16 protein-coding genes are annotated in these 16,604 nt (G+C 59.8%); 15 read left to right on the top strand and 1 reads right to left on the bottom strand.

The window, feature by feature from the left end; all coding sequences use genetic code 11:
- Positions 1-146 precede the first annotated feature (146 nt).
- The 7 genes from PSEUDOMOFG3G_RS21075 to ispD all read left to right on the top strand — a co-directional run bounded on the left by PSEUDOMOFG3G_RS21075 (position 147) and on the right by ispD (position 7,909).
- Entirely contained in the window at positions 147-1,094 is a 948-nt protein-coding gene (locus tag PSEUDOMOFG3G_RS21075; RefSeq protein ID WP_047227574.1) for an acetyl-CoA carboxylase carboxyltransferase subunit alpha, read from the top strand.
- A 131-nt stretch (positions 1,095-1,225) separates the two neighbouring features.
- Positions 1,226-2,527: a tRNA lysidine(34) synthetase TilS gene (gene tilS, locus PSEUDOMOFG3G_RS21070; protein WP_139051052.1), complete on the top strand. Its 1,302-nt coding sequence runs from the start codon at positions 1,226-1,228 to the stop codon at positions 2,525-2,527.
- Positions 2,528-2,825: 298 nt separating this feature from the next.
- On the top strand, positions 2,826-4,457 hold the full coding sequence (locus PSEUDOMOFG3G_RS21065) for a CTP synthase (RefSeq protein ID WP_047227576.1): 1,632 nt from the start codon (positions 2,826-2,828) through the stop codon (positions 4,455-4,457).
- 4 nt (positions 4,458-4,461) lie between these two features.
- The gene (gene kdsA / locus PSEUDOMOFG3G_RS21060; RefSeq protein WP_139051051.1) at positions 4,462-5,307 is read left to right on the top strand and encodes a 3-deoxy-8-phosphooctulonate synthase; all 846 of its coding nucleotides are present in this window, start codon (positions 4,462-4,464) and stop codon (positions 5,305-5,307) included.
- Between the two features lie 159 nt (positions 5,308-5,466).
- Entirely contained in the window at positions 5,467-6,756 is a 1,290-nt protein-coding gene (gene eno / locus PSEUDOMOFG3G_RS21055; protein WP_139051050.1) for a phosphopyruvate hydratase, read from the top strand.
- A 170-nt stretch (positions 6,757-6,926) separates the two neighbouring features.
- Positions 6,927-7,205 (top strand): cell division protein FtsB, encoded by a 279-nt coding sequence (gene ftsB / locus PSEUDOMOFG3G_RS21050; protein WP_047227579.1) that lies wholly within the window; start codon positions 6,927-6,929, stop codon positions 7,203-7,205.
- Positions 7,202-7,909, top strand: coding sequence for a 2-C-methyl-D-erythritol 4-phosphate cytidylyltransferase (gene ispD, locus PSEUDOMOFG3G_RS21045; RefSeq protein ID WP_139051049.1), 708 nt, complete (start codon positions 7,202-7,204; stop codon positions 7,907-7,909). Before ftsB ends, ispD begins: the two co-directional genes overlap by 4 nt.
- Before the next feature lie 135 nt (positions 7,910-8,044).
- Here ispD and PSEUDOMOFG3G_RS21040 read toward each other — a convergent pair whose 3' ends face one another.
- On the bottom strand, positions 8,045-8,941 hold the full coding sequence (locus tag PSEUDOMOFG3G_RS21040; RefSeq protein ID WP_047227581.1) for a LysR substrate-binding domain-containing protein: 897 nt from the start codon (positions 8,939-8,941) through the stop codon (positions 8,045-8,047).
- 107 nt (positions 8,942-9,048) lie between these two features.
- Between PSEUDOMOFG3G_RS21040 and PSEUDOMOFG3G_RS21035 the strand changes: the two genes are divergently transcribed.
- The 8 genes from PSEUDOMOFG3G_RS21035 (at position 9,049) to rpoS (ending at position 16,320) form a co-directional block, all read left to right on the top strand.
- Entirely contained in the window at positions 9,049-10,161 is a 1,113-nt protein-coding gene (locus PSEUDOMOFG3G_RS21035; protein WP_139051048.1) for an S-(hydroxymethyl)glutathione dehydrogenase/class III alcohol dehydrogenase, read from the top strand.
- A gap of 82 nt (positions 10,162-10,243) precedes the next feature.
- Positions 10,244-11,098 carry an S-formylglutathione hydrolase gene (gene fghA / locus PSEUDOMOFG3G_RS21030; RefSeq protein ID WP_171061420.1) on the top strand — a complete coding sequence of 285 codons (855 nt, stop codon included), beginning with the start codon at positions 10,244-10,246 and terminating at the stop codon, positions 11,096-11,098.
- A 93-nt stretch (positions 11,099-11,191) separates the two neighbouring features.
- A complete protein-coding gene (gene ispF / locus PSEUDOMOFG3G_RS21025) occupies positions 11,192-11,665 on the top strand; it encodes a 2-C-methyl-D-erythritol 2,4-cyclodiphosphate synthase (RefSeq protein WP_076386175.1) in 474 nt (157 codons plus the stop codon).
- Positions 11,662-12,720, top strand: coding sequence for a tRNA pseudouridine(13) synthase TruD (gene truD / locus PSEUDOMOFG3G_RS21020; protein WP_047227584.1), 1,059 nt, complete (start codon positions 11,662-11,664; stop codon positions 12,718-12,720). Before ispF ends, truD begins: the two co-directional genes overlap by 4 nt.
- Positions 12,708-13,457: a 5'/3'-nucleotidase SurE gene (gene surE / locus PSEUDOMOFG3G_RS21015; protein ID WP_047227585.1), complete on the top strand. Its 750-nt coding sequence runs from the start codon at positions 12,708-12,710 to the stop codon at positions 13,455-13,457. The genes truD and surE overlap by 13 nt, the downstream gene beginning before the upstream one ends.
- A gap of 41 nt (positions 13,458-13,498) precedes the next feature.
- Positions 13,499-14,134 (top strand): protein-L-isoaspartate(D-aspartate) O-methyltransferase, encoded by a 636-nt coding sequence (locus tag PSEUDOMOFG3G_RS21010; RefSeq protein WP_171061419.1) that lies wholly within the window; start codon positions 13,499-13,501, stop codon positions 14,132-14,134.
- Positions 14,135-14,360: 226 nt separating this feature from the next.
- The gene (locus tag PSEUDOMOFG3G_RS21005; RefSeq protein ID WP_047227587.1) at positions 14,361-15,206 is read left to right on the top strand and encodes a peptidoglycan DD-metalloendopeptidase family protein; all 846 of its coding nucleotides are present in this window, start codon (positions 14,361-14,363) and stop codon (positions 15,204-15,206) included.
- Between the two features lie 106 nt (positions 15,207-15,312).
- Positions 15,313-16,320: an RNA polymerase sigma factor RpoS gene (gene rpoS / locus PSEUDOMOFG3G_RS21000; RefSeq protein WP_047227588.1), complete on the top strand. Its 1,008-nt coding sequence runs from the start codon at positions 15,313-15,315 to the stop codon at positions 16,318-16,320.
- Positions 16,321-16,604 lie beyond the last annotated feature (284 nt).

The raw sequence follows: 16,604 nt of genomic DNA, 5'->3' as shown, positions 1-16,604 counted from the left end.
AGGTGCCACTCCTGAACCTTGGAGCGGCCCTGATCTCGACCCGAATTTTTAATCTCGACCTGAACGCGCCTCTCCCTTAAGGTAGGGCGCGAATAGACAACCGGCCGGCCCAAGCTCTCTTGGACGTCGACCCAAGACGGACGCCTATGAACCCGAATTTTCTAGATTTCGAACAGCCGATCGCCGACCTGCAAGCCAAGATCGAAGAGTTGCGCTTGGTCGGTAATGACAATTCGCTGAATATCGGCGATGAAATCTCTCGTCTGCAGGACAAAAGCCGCACGCTGACCGAAGACATCTTTGGCAAGCTGACCAGCTGGCAGATCGCCCGCCTGGCGCGTCATCCGCGTCGTCCCTACACCCTGGACTATATCGAGCACATCTTCACTGAGTTCGATGAGCTGCACGGCGATCGGCATTTCTCCGACGACGCCGCGATCGTGGGGGGCGTCGCCCGTCTGGACGACCAGCCAGTGATGGTCATCGGCCATCAGAAAGGCCGCGAAGTCCGCGAGAAGGTGCGCCGCAACTTCGGCATGCCGCGTCCGGAAGGCTACCGCAAGGCCTGCCGCCTGATGGAAATGGCCGAGCGCTTCAAGATGCCGATCCTGACCTTCATCGACACGCCGGGCGCTTATCCGGGCATCGACGCCGAAGAGCGCAACCAGAGCGAAGCGATCGCCTGGAACCTGCGCGTAATGGCGCGACTGAAAACCCCGATCATCGCCACGGTGATCGGCGAAGGCGGTTCCGGCGGTGCGCTGGCCATTGGTGTCTGCGATCAACTGAACATGCTGCAATACTCCACCTACGCGGTGATCTCGCCGGAAGGCTGCGCCTCGATTCTGTGGAAAACCGCCGAGAAGGCGCCGGATGCCGCCGAAGCCATGGGCATCACCGCTGAGCGTCTCAAAGGCCTGGGTATCGTGGATAAAGTGATCAGCGAGCCTGTAGGCGGCGCTCATCGTGATCCGGCCGCGGCTGCGGCGCTGATTCGTGCCGAGCTGAGCTCGCAACTGTCGATGCTCAAGAAGTTCGACAACGAGGCGCTGCTGGCCCGTCGCTATGAGCGGCTGATGAGCTACGGTCTCTGATCCGACCGCAATACCCATGTGGGAGCGAGCCTGCTCGCGATACGGTTTAACATTCAACAAATGAGTTGACTGATATACCGCCATCGCGAGCAGGTTCGCTCCCACAGTTGTTTGTGCCAAGGCTGACTCCTATGAACTCAAGCGCGGATCTGCCAACCCGGCTCCTCACACAGCTATCCCCCTGGCGCAACGCCGTCACCTGGCGCATCGCCTTCTCCGGTGGCCTCGATTCCACCGTCCTGCTGCACCTGCTCGCGTCTCTCTCCAAAAATGAAGCCCTGCCACCGTTACGTGCTGTCCACGTCCATCATGGCCTTCAGGCTGTGGCCGATGCATGGCCGGACCATTGTCGCTCGGTCTGCAAGGCCCTTGGGGTGCCGCTGGAAGTAGTGAACGTGCAAGTCCCGGCCGGTGCCAGCGTCGAGCGTGCCGCCCGGGAGGCGCGCTATGCTGCCTTCGTGGCGCTGCTCCACAGCAATGAAGTGCTGCTCACCGGTCAACATCGCGACGATCAGGCTGAAACCCTGTTGTTTCGTTTGTTGCGCGGGGCAGGGGTGAGGGGCTTGTCGGCGATGCCTCGGCAGCGTCCTCTGGGCCAGGGGTACTTGCTGCGACCCTTGCTCGATGTGTCCCGGGCGGAGCTGGAAGCCTACGCGACGCAACAGGGCTTGAACTGGATCGAAGACCCTTCCAACGACGATCACCGGTACGCGCGCAATTTCCTGCGCCAGCGAATTTTCCCGGTATTGACCGAGCAGTGGCCCCAGACCTCGACGACCCTCGCTCGCAGCGCTGCGCACCTGAGTGAGGCGCAAGGCTTGCTGGATGACTTGGCGCGAATCGATCTGTACCGAGCCATCACGCCCTGCGCGTTCGACTGGCTTGGGTTGCGGTCGCTTGAGTTGGCCCCGTTGCGAGCCTTGTCGCCGGCCCGTCAGCGTAATGCGTTGAGTCATTGGCTGGTTTCGATGACAACGCTGCCCGACAGCGATCATTGGTCTGGCTGGGACTCGTTGCGCGATGCAGCGGACGATGCCCGGCCGATCTGGCGGCTGGCCGGTGGTGAACTGCACCGCGCCGGCGGACGCGTCTGGTGGTTATCCGACCGCTGGCTGCGACCGGCCGCAGGCCCCGTAGAATGGACGCTGACTGCTCAAGCATTGACCCTGCCAGACAACGGCACGGTGGCCCTCGACGGTAAAATGCCCGACGGACCGCTCTGCGTCCGCTATCGTCAGGGAGGTGAAGCCATGATGTTGCCTGGCCGCGGCCACCGGGACCTCAAGCGTTTGCTCAACGAAAGTGGTGTGCCGGCGTTTGCGCGCGGTCGATTGCCACTGCTGTATCGGGACGAGCAATTGCTGGCAGTGGCTGGCTTGCCAGGACTCGACAGCGGCATTGATGGCAACTGGCAACTGATCTGGCAGCCATGAAACCAAGATCTGGGTTTGAGCTGAAAGGGGCTTTCCGGTAGACTACGCTCCCTTCTTGATACAACTTCTGTGGATTCGCCTGAATTGCAGGAGTTGCCGATTACCAAGCAGTCTTTGCTGGGCGATTCCAAAAAATGTGTAGCGAGCAACGTACCGGTGATTTCACTTCCGGTCTGTCCCAACGCGGCGGTTTTTTTGAAAGGTGCACTGTGATTAATGCAGGTGATCGGGGGCTTCGGCCTTCCTTCGCTTTCCCCGGCGGCTCGGACCGCTTTAACGCAGACTTCTAGGGTTTTTCATGACGCGCTACATATTCGTCACGGGCGGTGTTGTTTCTTCATTGGGGAAAGGCATTGCCTCGGCTTCATTGGCGGCCATCCTGGAGGCGCGGGGACTTAAGGTCACCATGCTCAAGCTGGACCCGTACATCAACGTCGACCCGGGCACCATGAGCCCGTTCCAGCACGGTGAAGTGTTCGTCACCCACGACGGCGCCGAGACCGACCTGGACCTGGGCCACTACGAGCGGTTCATCCGCACGACCATGACCCAGAACAACAACTTCACCACCGGCCGTGTCTACGAGCACGTGCTGCGCAAAGAGCGCCGTGGTGATTACCTGGGGGCGACCATCCAGGTCATCCCGCACATCACCGACGAAATCAAGCGCCGCATCATCAAGGGTGCCGGCGACGCCGACGTGGCGATGGTCGAAATCGGCGGCACTGTGGGTGACATCGAGTCCCAGCCGTTCCTCGAAGCCATCCGCCAGTTGCGTTTCGAAATCGGCGCCAAGCGCGCGATGCTGATGCACCTGACCCTGGTTCCGTACATCGCCACCGCTGGCGAAACCAAGACCAAGCCCACCCAGCACTCGGTCAAGGAACTGCGCTCCATCGGCCTGCAGCCGGATGTGCTGATCTGCCGCTCCGACCACCCGATCGATATTTCTTCGCGGCGCAAGATCGCCCAGTTCACCAACGTTGAAGAGCGTGCGGTGATCGGCCTGGAAGACGCTGACACCATCTACAAGATCCCGGGCATCCTGCACTCCCAGGGCCTGGACGATTTCGTCGTCGAGCGTTTCGGCTTGCAGTGCGCCAGCGCCGACCTGTCCGAATGGGAAGCGGTGGTCGATGCCAAGCTCAACCCGGAACACGAAGTCACCATCGCCATGGTCGGCAAGTACATGGAGCTGCTGGATGCCTACAAGTCGCTGATCGAGGCGATGAGTCACGCCGGTATCAGCAACCGTACCAAGGTCAACCTGCGCTATATCGACTCTGAAGACATCGAGAACCAGGGCACCGGTCTGCTCGAAGGCGCCGATGCGATCCTCGTGCCGGGCGGCTTTGGCCTGCGGGGCGTGGAAGGCAAGATCACCGCTGTTCAATACGCTCGCGAAAACAAGGTGCCTTACCTGGGCATCTGCCTGGGCATGCAAGTGGCGGTCATTGAGTTCGCCCGTAACGTGATGGGCTGGAAGGACGCCAACTCCACCGAATTCGATCGCGCCAGCGGTCACCCGGTCGTGGGCCTGATCACCGAGTGGGAAGATGCCACCGGCGCTGTGGAAGTACGCACCGAAGCCTCCGACCTGGGCGGCACCATGCGTCTCGGTGCCCAGGAATGCCTGCTTGAAGCCGGCTCCAAGGTGCACGATTGCTACGCCAAGGATGTGATCGTCGAGCGTCACCGCCATCGCTACGAAGTGAACAACAACCTGCTGCCGCAACTGATCGAGGCCGGCCTGAAAATCTCCGGTCGTTCCGGTGACGGCGCGCTGGTGGAGGTGGTCGAAGCCCCGGATCATCCATGGTTCGTTGCTTGCCAGTTTCACCCCGAGTTCACCTCGACGCCACGGGACGGCCACCCGCTGTTCAGTGGTTTCGTGAAAGCCGCATTGGCTCAACACCAGAAGAAGGCATAAAACGATGGCCCAGAAGATCATTCGCGTCGGCGACATCGAGATTGCCAACGACAAGCCCATGGTGCTGTTCGGCGGCATGAACGTACTGGAAAGCCGTGACATGGCGATGCAGGTCTGCGAGGAGTACGTGAAGGTCGCCCAGAAGCTGGGCATCCCTTATGTCTTCAAGGCCAGTTTCGACAAGGCCAATCGCTCGTCCGTGACCTCTTACCGTGGCCCGGGCCTGGAAGAGGGCATGCGCATCTTCCAGGACATCAAACAAGCCTTCGGCGTGCCGATCATCACCGACGTCCACGAGCCTGAGCAGGCCGCGGTGGTCGCCGAGGTCTGCGACATCATTCAGTTGCCGGCCTTCCTGTCGCGCCAGACCGACCTGGTGGTCGCGATGGCCAAGACCGGTGCGGTGATCAACATCAAGAAAGCCCAGTTTCTCGCGCCCCAGGAGATGAAACACATCCTGAGCAAATGCGAAGAGGCCGGCAATGACCAGTTGATCCTCTGCGAGCGTGGTTCGAGCTTCGGCTACAACAACCTGGTGGTGGACATGCTTGGCTTCGGCATCATGAAGCAGTTCGAATACCCGGTGTTCTTCGACGTGACCCACGCGCTGCAAATGCCCGGTGGTCGTTCCGATTCCGCAGGGGGGCGGCGCGCCCAGGTCACCGACCTGGCCAAGGCCGGCATGAGCCAGTCCCTGGCAGGTCTGTTCCTCGAGGCCCACCCGGACCCGGACAATGCCAAGTGTGACGGCCCTTGTGCCTTGCGCTTGAACAAGCTGGAACCCTTCTTGTCTCAGCTCAAGGCGTTGGACGAACTGGTCAAGAGTTTTCCGACGATAGAAACCGCGTAACGCGGTTTTCTCCGGTAAAGTACCGCTCGATTATCGCTCTGGCCCGCTGGCCGCACTGCTTTTGTGGGAGCATGGCTTGCCAGCGATGACGTCCTTCGGGACCGTCGTCGGCAAGCCTTACTGTTACAGCGTTTCGTCAACTTTGGAGTGTTTACAACAATGGCAAAAATCGTCGACATCAAAGGTCGTGAAGTTCTCGACTCCCGTGGCAACCCCACTGTTGAAGCGGACGTGCTTCTCGACAACGGTATCATCGGCAGCGCCTGCGCGCCGTCCGGTGCTTCCACTGGCTCGCGCGAAGCGCTGGAGCTGCGTGATGGCGACAAGAGTCGTTACCTGGGCAAGGGCGTGCTCAAAGCCGTCGCCAACATCAATGGTCCGATCCGTGACCTGTTGCTGGGCAAGGATCCTGCCGACCAGAAAGCCCTCGATCACGCGATGATCAAGCTCGACGGTACCGAAAACAAAGCCACCCTGGGCGCCAACGCGATCCTCGCCGTGTCCCTGGCCGCTGCCAAGGCTGCCGCCCAGGACCAGGACCTGCCGCTGTACGCACACATCGCCAACCTCAACGGTACCCCGGGTGTCTACTCGATGCCGGTGCCGATGATGAACATCATCAACGGTGGCGAGCACGCCGATAACAACGTCGACATCCAGGAATTCATGGTCCAGCCAGTGGGCGCCAAGTCCTTCTCCGAAGGCCTGCGCATGGGCACCGAGATTTTCCATCACCTCAAGGCTGTGCTGAAGGCCCGTGGCCTGAGCACTGCCGTTGGCGACGAAGGCGGTTTCGCACCGAACCTGGCGTCCAACGAAGACGCGCTGAGAGTGATCTCCGAAGCCGTGGCCAACGCAGGTTACAAGCTGGGCACCGACGTGACCCTGGCCCTGGACTGCGCGGCCAGTGAGTTCTTCGAAGACGGCAAGTACAACCTGTCCGGTGAAGGCCAGGTATTCACCGCCGAAGGTTTTGCCGACTACCTCAAGGGCCTGACCGAGCGCTACCCGATCATCTCCATCGAAGATGGCCTGGACGAGTCCGACTGGGCCGGCTGGAAAATCCTCACCGACAAGATCGGCGAAAAAACCCAGCTGGTAGGCGACGACCTGTTCGTAACCAACACCAAGATCCTGAAAGAAGGCATCGACAAGAAGATCGCCAACTCGATCCTGATCAAGTTCAACCAGATCGGCACCCTGACCGAAACCCTGGAAGCCATCCAGATGGCCAAGGCCGCCGGCTACACTGCCGTGATCTCCCACCGCTCCGGCGAAACCGAAGATTCGACCATTGCCGACCTGGCCGTGGGCACTGCGGCAGGCCAGATCAAGACCGGTTCGCTGTGCCGTTCCGATCGCGTCTCCAAGTACAACCAACTGCTGCGTATTGAAGAGCAGTTGAACGGCAAGGCCAAGTACAACGGTCGTGCCGAGTTTCGCGGTTAAGCGGTAGATGGTAAAAAGACACCGGATGATGTCAAAAAAGTCGCAATAGCGGCGGTTTTGCCTCTAATCTGATGCCTTATCAAGCACAAGCCTGGTTTTTCCAGGCTTCGTGCTATCAGACGCTTCAAAGTGTGGCATGGCTGTCTTTTTCACTGGAAACCTGAGATTCGATGCGCAGTCCCAATTGGTTGTTTCTTGTCTTGCTCCTGTTGCTGGCTGGCCTGCAGTACCGCCTTTGGGTGGGTAATGGCAGCCTGGCGCAAGTGGCGGACCTGACTCAGCAGATTGCCGAACAGCATGCCGAAAACGAGGCGTTGCTGGAGCGTAACCGGGTGATGGACGCCGAAGTCAGTGAACTGAAAAAAGGCATGGAGACCGTTGAAGAGCGGGCTCGCCATGAACTGGGCATGGTTAAAGAGGGCGAAACCCTCTACCAGTTGGCCCAATGAGTATCCGTTTGCCGGCCTTCTGGGCCGTGATTCCTGCCGCGGGCGTTGGAGCCCGTATGGCTGCGGACCGTCCCAAGCAATACCTGCAACTGGGCGGACGCACAATTCTCGAACACAGCCTTGGCTGTTTCCTCGATCATCCGACCGTAAAAGGCGTGGTGGTCAGTATTGCACACGATGACCCTTATTGGCCGACCCTGGCCTGTGCCAGCGATACACGCATCCAGCGCGTGGACGGTGGCGAACAACGTTCGGATTCGGTGCTCAATGCCTTGCTGCATCTTCACGGACAGGGTGCCGATGATCACGACTGGGTCTTGGTGCACGACGCCGCCCGGCCCAACCTGGCCCGGGACGATCTGGACACATTGCTCAGGGAACTGGCGAATGATCCGGTCGGCGGCCTCCTGGCTGTGCCGGCGCGTGACACCCTCAAGCGAGTCGACAAGCACGGCCGTGTAGTGGAAACCGTTGACCGCAGCGTCATCTGGCAAGCCTATACACCGCAAATGTTTCGTCTCGGAGCCCTGCACCGGGCCCTGGCTGACAGCCTGGTGGCCGATGCCATGATTACCGACGAAGCGTCCGCCATGGAATGGGCAGGTCAAGCGCCACGCCTGATCGAAGGGCGGGCCGATAACCTCAAGGTCACACGCCCTGAAGATCTGGAGTGGTTGCGCCAGCGTTGGGCGAATCGCCATTAAGTGGAATCGCCATCGCGAGCAGGCTCGCTCCCACAAGGCACTTTGGCTGTACACAAAATTTGTAGCCGCTGAAGATCCAGTGTGGGAGCGAGCCTGCTCGCGATAGCAATCGCTCAGATAACATAAAAACCAGTGTTACCCCCGATACTCCGGCCGCTGCGCCAACCCCTCCTTCAAGTAATCCACCAACTTGCGCACCTTCGGCGACAAATGCCGTTGCTGCGGATACAACGCCCACACCGCTGTATTCGGCGGCTGGTGAGCCTCTAACAGCGATATCAACGCCCCGCTGTGCAAATGCTCCAACACGTAATAATCCGGCAACTGACACAATCCCACCCCTTGCAAAGCCGCATCCAGCACCGCCTGCCCGCTGTTACAACGCCAGTTTCCCTGCACTCGTTGGGAAAATTCCCGCCCGTTCTGCTCCAGTTGCCAGAGGTCGGAGCTGCCGATCAGGCAATTGTGGCGGCTCAATTCCGACAAGCTATGGGGCCGACCGTAGCGCTCCAGGTAGGACGCCGATGCGCACAGGTACATGCGCCGTGGCGCCAGTCGCGTGGCAACCAGGCGTGAGTCCTGCAAACGGCCCAGGCGAATCGCCAGGTCCAGGCCTTCGTGAACCAGATCGAGGGGGCGGTTGCTCAGTTCGATGTCCACCCGCAATTGCGGATAAAGCGTCATGAACCGTGTCACCAGCGGCACAATGAACCGCTCGCCGTAGGCCACGGCACAGGTCATGCGCAACATGCCCTTGGGTTCGCTGGTGAGGTCGCCCACCGCCCGCAGTGCTTCTTCGCGTCCGTCCTGCAGGCGCTGGCAATGCTGCAAGAACGTCTGGCCGGCCTCGGTCAGAGTGACCCTGCGGGTACTGCGATACAGCAGTCGTGTCTGCAGACGCTCTTCAAGCCGTACGATTTGTCGACTGATGTGGGAAGACGAAACGCCCAGGCGTTCGGCGGCGGCGGTGAATTGGCTGCATTCGGCCACGGCGACGAATTCGTCAATGCCCTCCCAGCGGTTATCGGACATGAATGATTATCCCTGTGCAGCAATAATGTTTTGCTTTTGGTTGGATTATTCATCGTCCGGTGAGGGATTACACTCCCTGTCTTGTTTTTATTTGCTGGAGACTCCCCATGATCAAGTCACGCGCGGCCGTTGCCTTCGAGGCCAAGAAACCCCTGGAAATCGTTGAAGTCGACGTCGCCATGCCCAAGGCGGGCGAAGTGTTGCTGCGCGTGGTGGCCTCGGGTGTCTGCCACACCGATGCCTACACCTTGTCGGGCGCTGATCCGGAAGGGATCTTCCCGTCGATCCTCGGCCATGAAGGTGGCGCCATCGTCGAAGCTATCGGCGAAGGCGTGACGTCGGTGGCCGTGGGCGATCACGTCATTCCGCTGTACACGCCGGAATGCGGGCAGTGCAAATTCTGTAAGTCGGGCAAGACCAACCTGTGTCAGGCGATTCGCGCCACCCAAGGCAAAGGCCTGATGCCAGATGGCACCTCGCGCTTTTCCTACAAGGGTGAGACGATTTTCCACTACATGGGGACCTCGACGTTCTCCGAATACACCGTATTGCCAGAAATTTCCGTGGCGAAAATCCCCAAAGAAGCGCCGCTGGAAAAAGTCTGCCTGCTGGGGTGCGGCGTCACCACCGGTATCGGCGCGGTCCTCAACACCGCCAAGGTCAAGCCGGGTGACACCGTGGCGATCTTCGGCCTGGGCGGCATTGGCCTGTCGGCGGTGATTGGTGCGGTGAAAGCCAAGGCATCGCGCATCATTGCCATCGACATCAACCCGGCCAAGTTCGAAATCGCCAAGCAACTGGGTGCCACCGATTGCGTCAACCCGAAGGATTTCGACCGTCCGATCCAGGAAGTCATCGTCGACATGACGGACGGCGGCGTGGACTTTTCCTTCGAGTGCATCGGCAATGTGCAGTTGATGCGCGCCGCATTGGAATGCTGCCACAAGGGCTGGGGCGAGTCGGTGATCATCGGTGTGGCCGGGGCCGGCCAGGAAATCGCCACCCGTCCATTCCAGTTGGTGACCGGGCGCGTCTGGCGCGGTTCGGCGTTTGGCGGCGTGCGCGGGCGCAGCGAATTGCCAAGCTACGTGGAAATGGCCGAGAAGGGCGAGATTCCGCTGGATACCTTCATCACCCACACCATGGGCCTGGAAGATATCAACAAGGCGTTCGACCTGATGCATGAAGGCAAGAGCATCCGTACCGTTATTAATTTCTAAGGAGCAGCCATGAGCTTCAAGCCACAAGCTGCAAGTCGGTACACCGCCACTTGCCGCTTGAAGCTTGTCGCTTGCAGCTGAAATGCCAATGAACCTTGAAAACATTTCCTGCCAGAAAAGCTTCGGCGGCTGGCACAAGCGTTACCGGCATCGTTCCGAAGTGCTTGGTTGTGACATGGTGTTTGCCGTGTACCTGCCGCCCCAGGCCGAGCAGGGCGGCAAGTTGCCTGTGGTGTATTGGTTGTCCGGGTTGACCTGCACCGACGAGAACTTCATGCAAAAGGCCGGCGCCCAGCGCATGGCTGCCGAACTGGGCCTGATTATTGTCGCGCCGGACACCAGCCCGCGCGGCGCCGACGTGCCGGGCGATCCGGACGGTGCCTGGGACTTTGGCCTGGGTGCGGGGTTTTATCTGAACGCCACGCAGGAACCGTGGGCGCGGCACTATCGGATGCATGACTACGTGGTGCAGGAATTGCCGGCCTTGGTCGAAGCGCATTTCCCGGCCTCGGATAAGCGCGGCATCAGTGGTCACTCCATGGGGGGCCACGGCGCGCTGGTCTGCGCTTTGCGTAACCCGGGGCGTTACCGCTCGGTGTCGGCATTTTCGCCGATCAACAATCCGATGGATTGCCCGTGGGGCCAGAAGGCGTTTTCTCGTTATCTGGGGGAAGACCGCTCGAAGTGGCGTGAGTGGGATGCCTGTGCATTGATCGCCGAAGCTGGCGAAAAGCTGCCGTTGCTGGTGGATCAGGGCGATCGCGATGATTTCCTGGCCAACCAGCTCAAGCCCGAAGCCTTGCAGCAAGCGGCCAAGGCTGCCGGTCATCCGTTGGAGTTGCGCCTGCAACCGGGCTACGACCACAGCTACTTCTTCATCGCCAGCTTCATTGAGGATCACTTGCAACATCATGCCCACGCTTTAGGGGGCTCTTAGTCTGTTTCCCCTTGGCGAGGGAGCTAATTGAGGGCGCTCCCCACGCTGAATGCAGGTAGAATCACGCCCTGACAAAAATCGGGGCGTTTTTTTATGCGTATTGGCCACGGCTACGATGTTCACCGTTTCGCTGAAGGCGACTTCATTACTCTGGGCGGCGTGCGTATTGCACACAGCTTCGGGCTGCTCGCGCATTCTGACGGTGACGTCCTGCTGCACGCCTTGAGCGACGCCTTGCTTGGCGCGGCCGCGCTGGGGGATATTGGCAAACATTTCCCCGACACCGACCCGCAGTTCAAGGGCGCCGACAGCCGGGTGCTGCTGCGCCATGTGGTCTCGCTGATCCACGCCAAGGGCTGGAAAGTCGGCAATGTCGATAACACCATCGTCGCCCAGGCGCCAAAAATGGCGCCACACATCGAAACGATGCGTCGGTTGATTGCCGAGGACCTGCAAGTTGAGCTGGACCAGGTCAACGTGAAAGCCACCACCACCGAGAAACTTGGTTTCGTCGGTCGCGAAGAAGGCATTGCCGTTCATAGCGTTGCCTTGTTGCTGCGCCCATGACCGAACTGGAACTATTAGGCCCCCGTGCCTACGGCGAGTCGTTGGGCAGCGCAGTACTCAAGGCCACTGCTGAAGATTTTCAGGTCGACGAAGTGCTCGACATCCCGCTCACGGGCGAAGGCGAGCACTTATGGATCTGGGTTGAAAAACGCGGTTTGAACACTGAAGAAGCAGCCCGGCGAATTGCCAAGGCCGCTGGCGTATCGTTGCGCACCGTCAGTTATGCCGGTCTCAAGGACCGCCAGGCGCTGACCCGCCAGTGGTTCAGCGTCCAGTTGCCGGGCAAGGCCGACCCGGACCTGTCGGCGGCCGAAAACGAAACGCTGAAGATCCTCAAGACCGGTCGCCATAAACGCAAGCTGCAACGCGGCGCGCACTCGGCCAATGGCTTTACTTTGCGCCTGACCCAGTTCAAGGGCGATCCAGCGGCGATCGATGCGCGTCTGCAACAGATCGCCCGTCTGGGCATTCCCAATTATTTCGGCGCCCAGCGCTTCGGGCATGACGGCGGTAACCTCGTCGATGCCCGCGCCTGGGCGGCGCGCAAGGCTTTGCCGGAACAGCGCAATGTGCGTTCGCGGCTGTTGTCCACCGCCCGCAGTTTTCTGTTCAACCGGGTGTTGGCGGCTCGGGTGGCCGATGGCACCTGGCAGCACGCGCAGGTGGGCGACTTGCTGGCCTTCACTGACAGCCGCAGTTTTTTCCCCGCCGGCGAGGCCGAGTGCAGTGACCCACGCCTGGCGATTCTCGACCTGCACCCCACCGGGCCGCAGTGGGGCGAGGGACCTTCGCCTGCCGCCGGCGCGGTCCATGATCTGGAGCAGGCCATCGCCGAGGCGGAGGCCGATCTGCGCGACTGGTTGATAAACGCGGGAATGAGTCACGAACGTCGCATCCTGCGACTGCCCATTGGCGGCCTGTCGTGGCATTATCCCTCGCCTGACATTCTGCAACTGGAATTCGTCCTGCCGGCCGGATGTTTCGCCACTGTCTTGGTGCGCGAACTCGTCGATCTGGTGCCGGTGGGGCAGACGGACAGCCCATGCGTATTCTGATTTCTAACGACGACGGGGTGACAGCACCCGGCCTTGCCGCGCTTTATGCTGCGCTGGCGGATTTTGCCGAATGCGTGGTCATCGCCCCGGACCAGGACAAAAGCGGCGCCAGCAGTTCGCTGACGCTCGACCGACCATTGCACCCGTGCTATCTGGATAATGGTTTCATCAGCCTCAACGGCACCCCCACCGACTGCGTGCACCTGGGCCTCAACGGCTTGCTGGAGCGCGAGCCGGACATGGTGGTTTCGGGCATCAACCTGGGGGCCAACCTGGGGGATGACGTGCTTTACTCCGGCACCGTGGCCGCCGCCCTTGAGGGCCGTTTCCTCGGGCATCCGTCGTTTGCCTTTTCGTTTGTTTCGCGGCAAGTCGATAATCTGCCTACTGCCGCCTACTTCGCTCGCAAGTTGGTCGAGGCCCATGGCGAGCTGGACCTGCCACCGCGCACGGTGCTGAACGTGAATATTCCGAACCTGCCACTGGATCACATCCGAGGCATCCAGCTCACTCGCCTGGGTCATCGTGCCCGCGCGGCCAAACCCATGCAGGTGGTCGATCCCCGGGGCAAGGCCGGTTACTGGATCGCCGCCGCCGGTGATGCCGAGGATGGCGGGCCGGGCACCGATTTTCATGCAGTGATGCAAGGCTATGTCTCGATAACGCCGTTGCAGCTGGATCGGACCTTCAACGATGCTTTTCGAACGCTCGATGGCTGGCTGGAGGGGCTGCGCTGATGGCTCGCGAGCAAGACGATATACTGCGCCGCGGAATCGGCATGACCTCCCAGCGTACCCGGGAGCGCCTGATTCAACGGCTCTATGAAGAAGGCCTTTCCAACGCCCAGGTGCTGGAAGTGATTCGCCGCACCCCACGGCATTTGTTCGTCGATGAAGCCTTGGCCCATCGCGCCTACGAAGACACCGCATTGCCGATCGGCCACAACCAGACCATTTCCCAGCCTTATATGGTGGCCCGCATGAGCGAGTTGCTGCTGGAGGCGGGGCCGCTGGACAAGGTGCTGGAGATTGGCACCGGTTCGGGTTACCAGACGGCGGTGTTGTCGCAGCTGGTGGAGCGGGTATTTTCCGTGGAGCGGATCAAGGTGCTGCAGGATCGCGCCAAGGAACGCCTGGTGGAACTGAACCTGCGCAATGTGGTGTTTCGCTGGGGTGATGGCTGGGAAGGCTGGCCGGCCCTGGCACCTTATAACGGCATCATCGTGACCGCCGTTGCCACTGATGTGCCCCAGGCCTTGCTGGATCAACTGGCTCCCGGCGGCCGGCTGGTGATTCCGGTGGGGGCTGGTGAAGTCCAGCAGTTGATGCTGATCGTGCGCGAAGAACAGGGTTTTTCTCGCCACGTGCTGGGGGCGGTTCGGTTCGTTCCGTTGCTTAACGGGCCATTGGCCTGAGCATTTATAAACAGACGCTGAATTCCGTGGCGTGGGTTGTGTCTTACACCGGCGCTGATCAATTAACCGTTGATTGGTTAAACGGATTGCAACGGCGTCGAGCAAACGTGTGCGGCAGCGCCTCGCGCTTCATTAATAGAGGTGGGGTTGCGGCCAGCTGTATTTGTAATACCGTTGCCTGCACAGGCAGTTTCCAATTTTTCAACCACCACAAAGGGAGCGGCGGGTGAGTCTCACAGTCATTGCGCAGCGTATGGGTATCACGAGCTTTCAGCGCCTGGTGACTGGCCTTGTCTTGAGTACCTTGCTGGTCGGTTGCTCCAGTACCCCGTCGGGTAACGTCCGGGTTGTCGATCGCACCAACGCAACGCCTCAACGTCCTACAGTAACGACCGGTCAGTATGTAGTCCGTCGCGGTGATACGCTGTTTTCCATCGCTTTTCGCTATGGCTGGGACTACAAAGCCCTCGCAGCGCGAAACAACATTCCTGCGCCTTATACGATTCATCCGGGTCAGAGAATTCGCTTTGATGGGCGCAGTGGTTCAACGCCTACCGCGGTGGTGACTCAGTCCGGTTCGACGGCTTCGTCGTCGAGTAGAACCACGGTGATTCAACGTCCGGTCGGTGCCGCAACGGCAACAGTACCGTCCGTCGCGAGCAAACCGACACCTGCTCCTACCCCCGCGCCAGGCCCCAGCCCGAGCGGCTGGGGATGGCCTTCTAATGGCGTTCTTATTGGAAAATTCTCTTCAAACGGTAGTTTGAATAAAGGAATTGATATCGCCGGGGATTTGGGACAGCCTGTTTTAGCCGCGTCTGATGGCACGGTTGTGTACGCCGGGAGTGGTTTAAGGGGCTACGGCGAACTCGTGATCATCAAACACAGCGATACCTACGTCAGTGCCTACGGTCACAACCGCAGGCTGTTGGTTCGGGAGGGGCAGCAGGTCAAGGTCGGGCAAAAAATTGCCGAAATGGGATCAACGGGAACGGACCGGGTGAAACTGCATTTTGAGATTCGCCGACAAGGTAAGCCAGTCGATCCGCTGCAATTCCTGCCACGTCGTTGATTTGATTGTCAGCCTGTTCCGTCACGTAGAGGGAACAGGCTCCAGCGTTGCCAAGGATAAAGGCGTCGCTTGAGCTTGAGGTCGAACTCACCAAAGGACTATAACAATGGCTCTCAGTAAAGAAGTGCCGGAGTTTGACATCGACGATGAGGTTCTCCTTATGGAGACCGGCATCGCTATGGATTCGATGTCGAATGATGAAGGGGCGACTCCACCTTCCGTTCGTGCCAAATCCAGACACTCCGCTTCGCTTAAACAACATAAGTACATCGACTACACACGGGCGCTGGACGCCACTCAGCTGTACCTCAACGAAATCGGCTTCTCGCCGCTGCTCTCCCCCGAGGAAGAAGTTCATTTTGCGCGTCTGTCGCAAAGTGGCGACCCGGCCGGGCGAAAACGCATGATTGAAAGCAACCTGCGCCTGGTGGTGAAAATCGCCCGACGCTACGTCAATCGTGGCCTATCGCTGCTGGACCTGATCGAAGAGGGTAACCTGGGGCTGATTCGCGCTGTCGAGAAATTCGACCCCGAGCGAGGCTTCCGTTTCTCGACCTACGCGACTTGGTGGATTCGCCAGACCATCGAGCGGGCGATCATGAATCAGACCCGGACCATCCGGTTGCCGATCCATGTGGTCAAGGAGCTGAACGTCTACCTGCGGGCTGCCCGTGAACTCACCCAAAAGCTCGACCACGAACCCTCACCCGAAGAGATCGCCAACCTGCTGGAGAAACCGGTGGGCGAGGTCAAGCGCATGCTTGGGCTCAACGAGCGGGTTTCTTCGGTTGATGTCTCGCTGGGGCCGGACTCGGATAAGACCCTGCTGGACACGCTCACCGATGACCGACCTACCGACCCGTGCGAACTGCTCCAGGACGATGACTTGTCCCAGAGCATCGACCAGTGGCTCTCGGAGCTCACGGACAAGCAACGGGAAGTGGTGATTCGCCGCTTCGGCTTGCGCGGTCATGAAAGCAGCACCCTTGAAGATGTGGGCCTGGAAATTGGGCTGACCCGTGAGCGGGTCAGGCAGATTCAGGTCGAAGGCCTCAAACGTCTTCGGGAGATCCTGGAGAAGAACGGCCTGTCGAGCGAGTCGTTGTTCCAATAACGGGAACGCACGCGTAATAAGAAAAGCCCCGACTGGTTCGGGGCTTTTTCGTTTCTTTGGCGGCTGTTGCAGCGCTTACTCTGTTTGCCGGCTTGGCGTGTAAGCTTTTGCCTAGTGTTGCGTAAGCGTTTGGTTTCCCGTCGAAGGGATAGACGACTATAAAGGCCGTCGTATTTTTCGTATGTTGTTGATATATAGCTATATTTTTATGTATTTCAGTCCTGTGACGAGGCACGGCGACGGCGTTTGGCCAATTGCACTCGCTGGGGAAAATACTAATATCA

The sequence above is a fragment of the Pseudomonas sp. FG-3G genome (assembly GCF_901007645.1).
GTDB lineage: Bacteria > Pseudomonadota > Gammaproteobacteria > Pseudomonadales > Pseudomonadaceae > Aquipseudomonas > Aquipseudomonas rhizophila.
The sequence above is the reverse complement of the archived record's forward strand: the minus strand, read 5'-3'. Positions and strand labels throughout refer to the sequence as shown.

Coding starts and splice junctions, on each gene's coding strand:
- PSEUDOMOFG3G_RS21075 (WP_047227574.1), top strand. CDS start 147: ATGAACCCGAATTTTCTAGATTTCGAACAGCCGATCGCCGACCTGCAA.
- tilS (WP_139051052.1), top strand. CDS start 1,226: ATGAACTCAAGCGCGGATCTGCCAACCCGGCTCCTCACACAGCTATCC.
- PSEUDOMOFG3G_RS21065 (WP_047227576.1), top strand. CDS start 2,826: ATGACGCGCTACATATTCGTCACGGGCGGTGTTGTTTCTTCATTGGGG.
- kdsA (WP_139051051.1), top strand. CDS start 4,462: ATGGCCCAGAAGATCATTCGCGTCGGCGACATCGAGATTGCCAACGAC.
- eno (WP_139051050.1), top strand. CDS start 5,467: ATGGCAAAAATCGTCGACATCAAAGGTCGTGAAGTTCTCGACTCCCGT.
- ftsB (WP_047227579.1), top strand. CDS start 6,927: ATGCGCAGTCCCAATTGGTTGTTTCTTGTCTTGCTCCTGTTGCTGGCT.
- ispD (WP_139051049.1), top strand. CDS start 7,202: ATGAGTATCCGTTTGCCGGCCTTCTGGGCCGTGATTCCTGCCGCGGGC.
- PSEUDOMOFG3G_RS21040 (WP_047227581.1), bottom strand. CDS start 8,941: ATGTCCGATAACCGCTGGGAGGGCATTGACGAATTCGTCGCCGTGGCC.
- PSEUDOMOFG3G_RS21035 (WP_139051048.1), top strand. CDS start 9,049: ATGATCAAGTCACGCGCGGCCGTTGCCTTCGAGGCCAAGAAACCCCTG.
- fghA (WP_171061420.1), top strand. CDS start 10,244: ATGCCAATGAACCTTGAAAACATTTCCTGCCAGAAAAGCTTCGGCGGC.
- ispF (WP_076386175.1), top strand. CDS start 11,192: ATGCGTATTGGCCACGGCTACGATGTTCACCGTTTCGCTGAAGGCGAC.
- truD (WP_047227584.1), top strand. CDS start 11,662: ATGACCGAACTGGAACTATTAGGCCCCCGTGCCTACGGCGAGTCGTTG.
- surE (WP_047227585.1), top strand. CDS start 12,708: ATGCGTATTCTGATTTCTAACGACGACGGGGTGACAGCACCCGGCCTT.
- PSEUDOMOFG3G_RS21010 (WP_171061419.1), top strand. CDS start 13,499: ATGACCTCCCAGCGTACCCGGGAGCGCCTGATTCAACGGCTCTATGAA.
- rpoS (WP_047227588.1), top strand. CDS start 15,313: ATGGCTCTCAGTAAAGAAGTGCCGGAGTTTGACATCGACGATGAGGTT.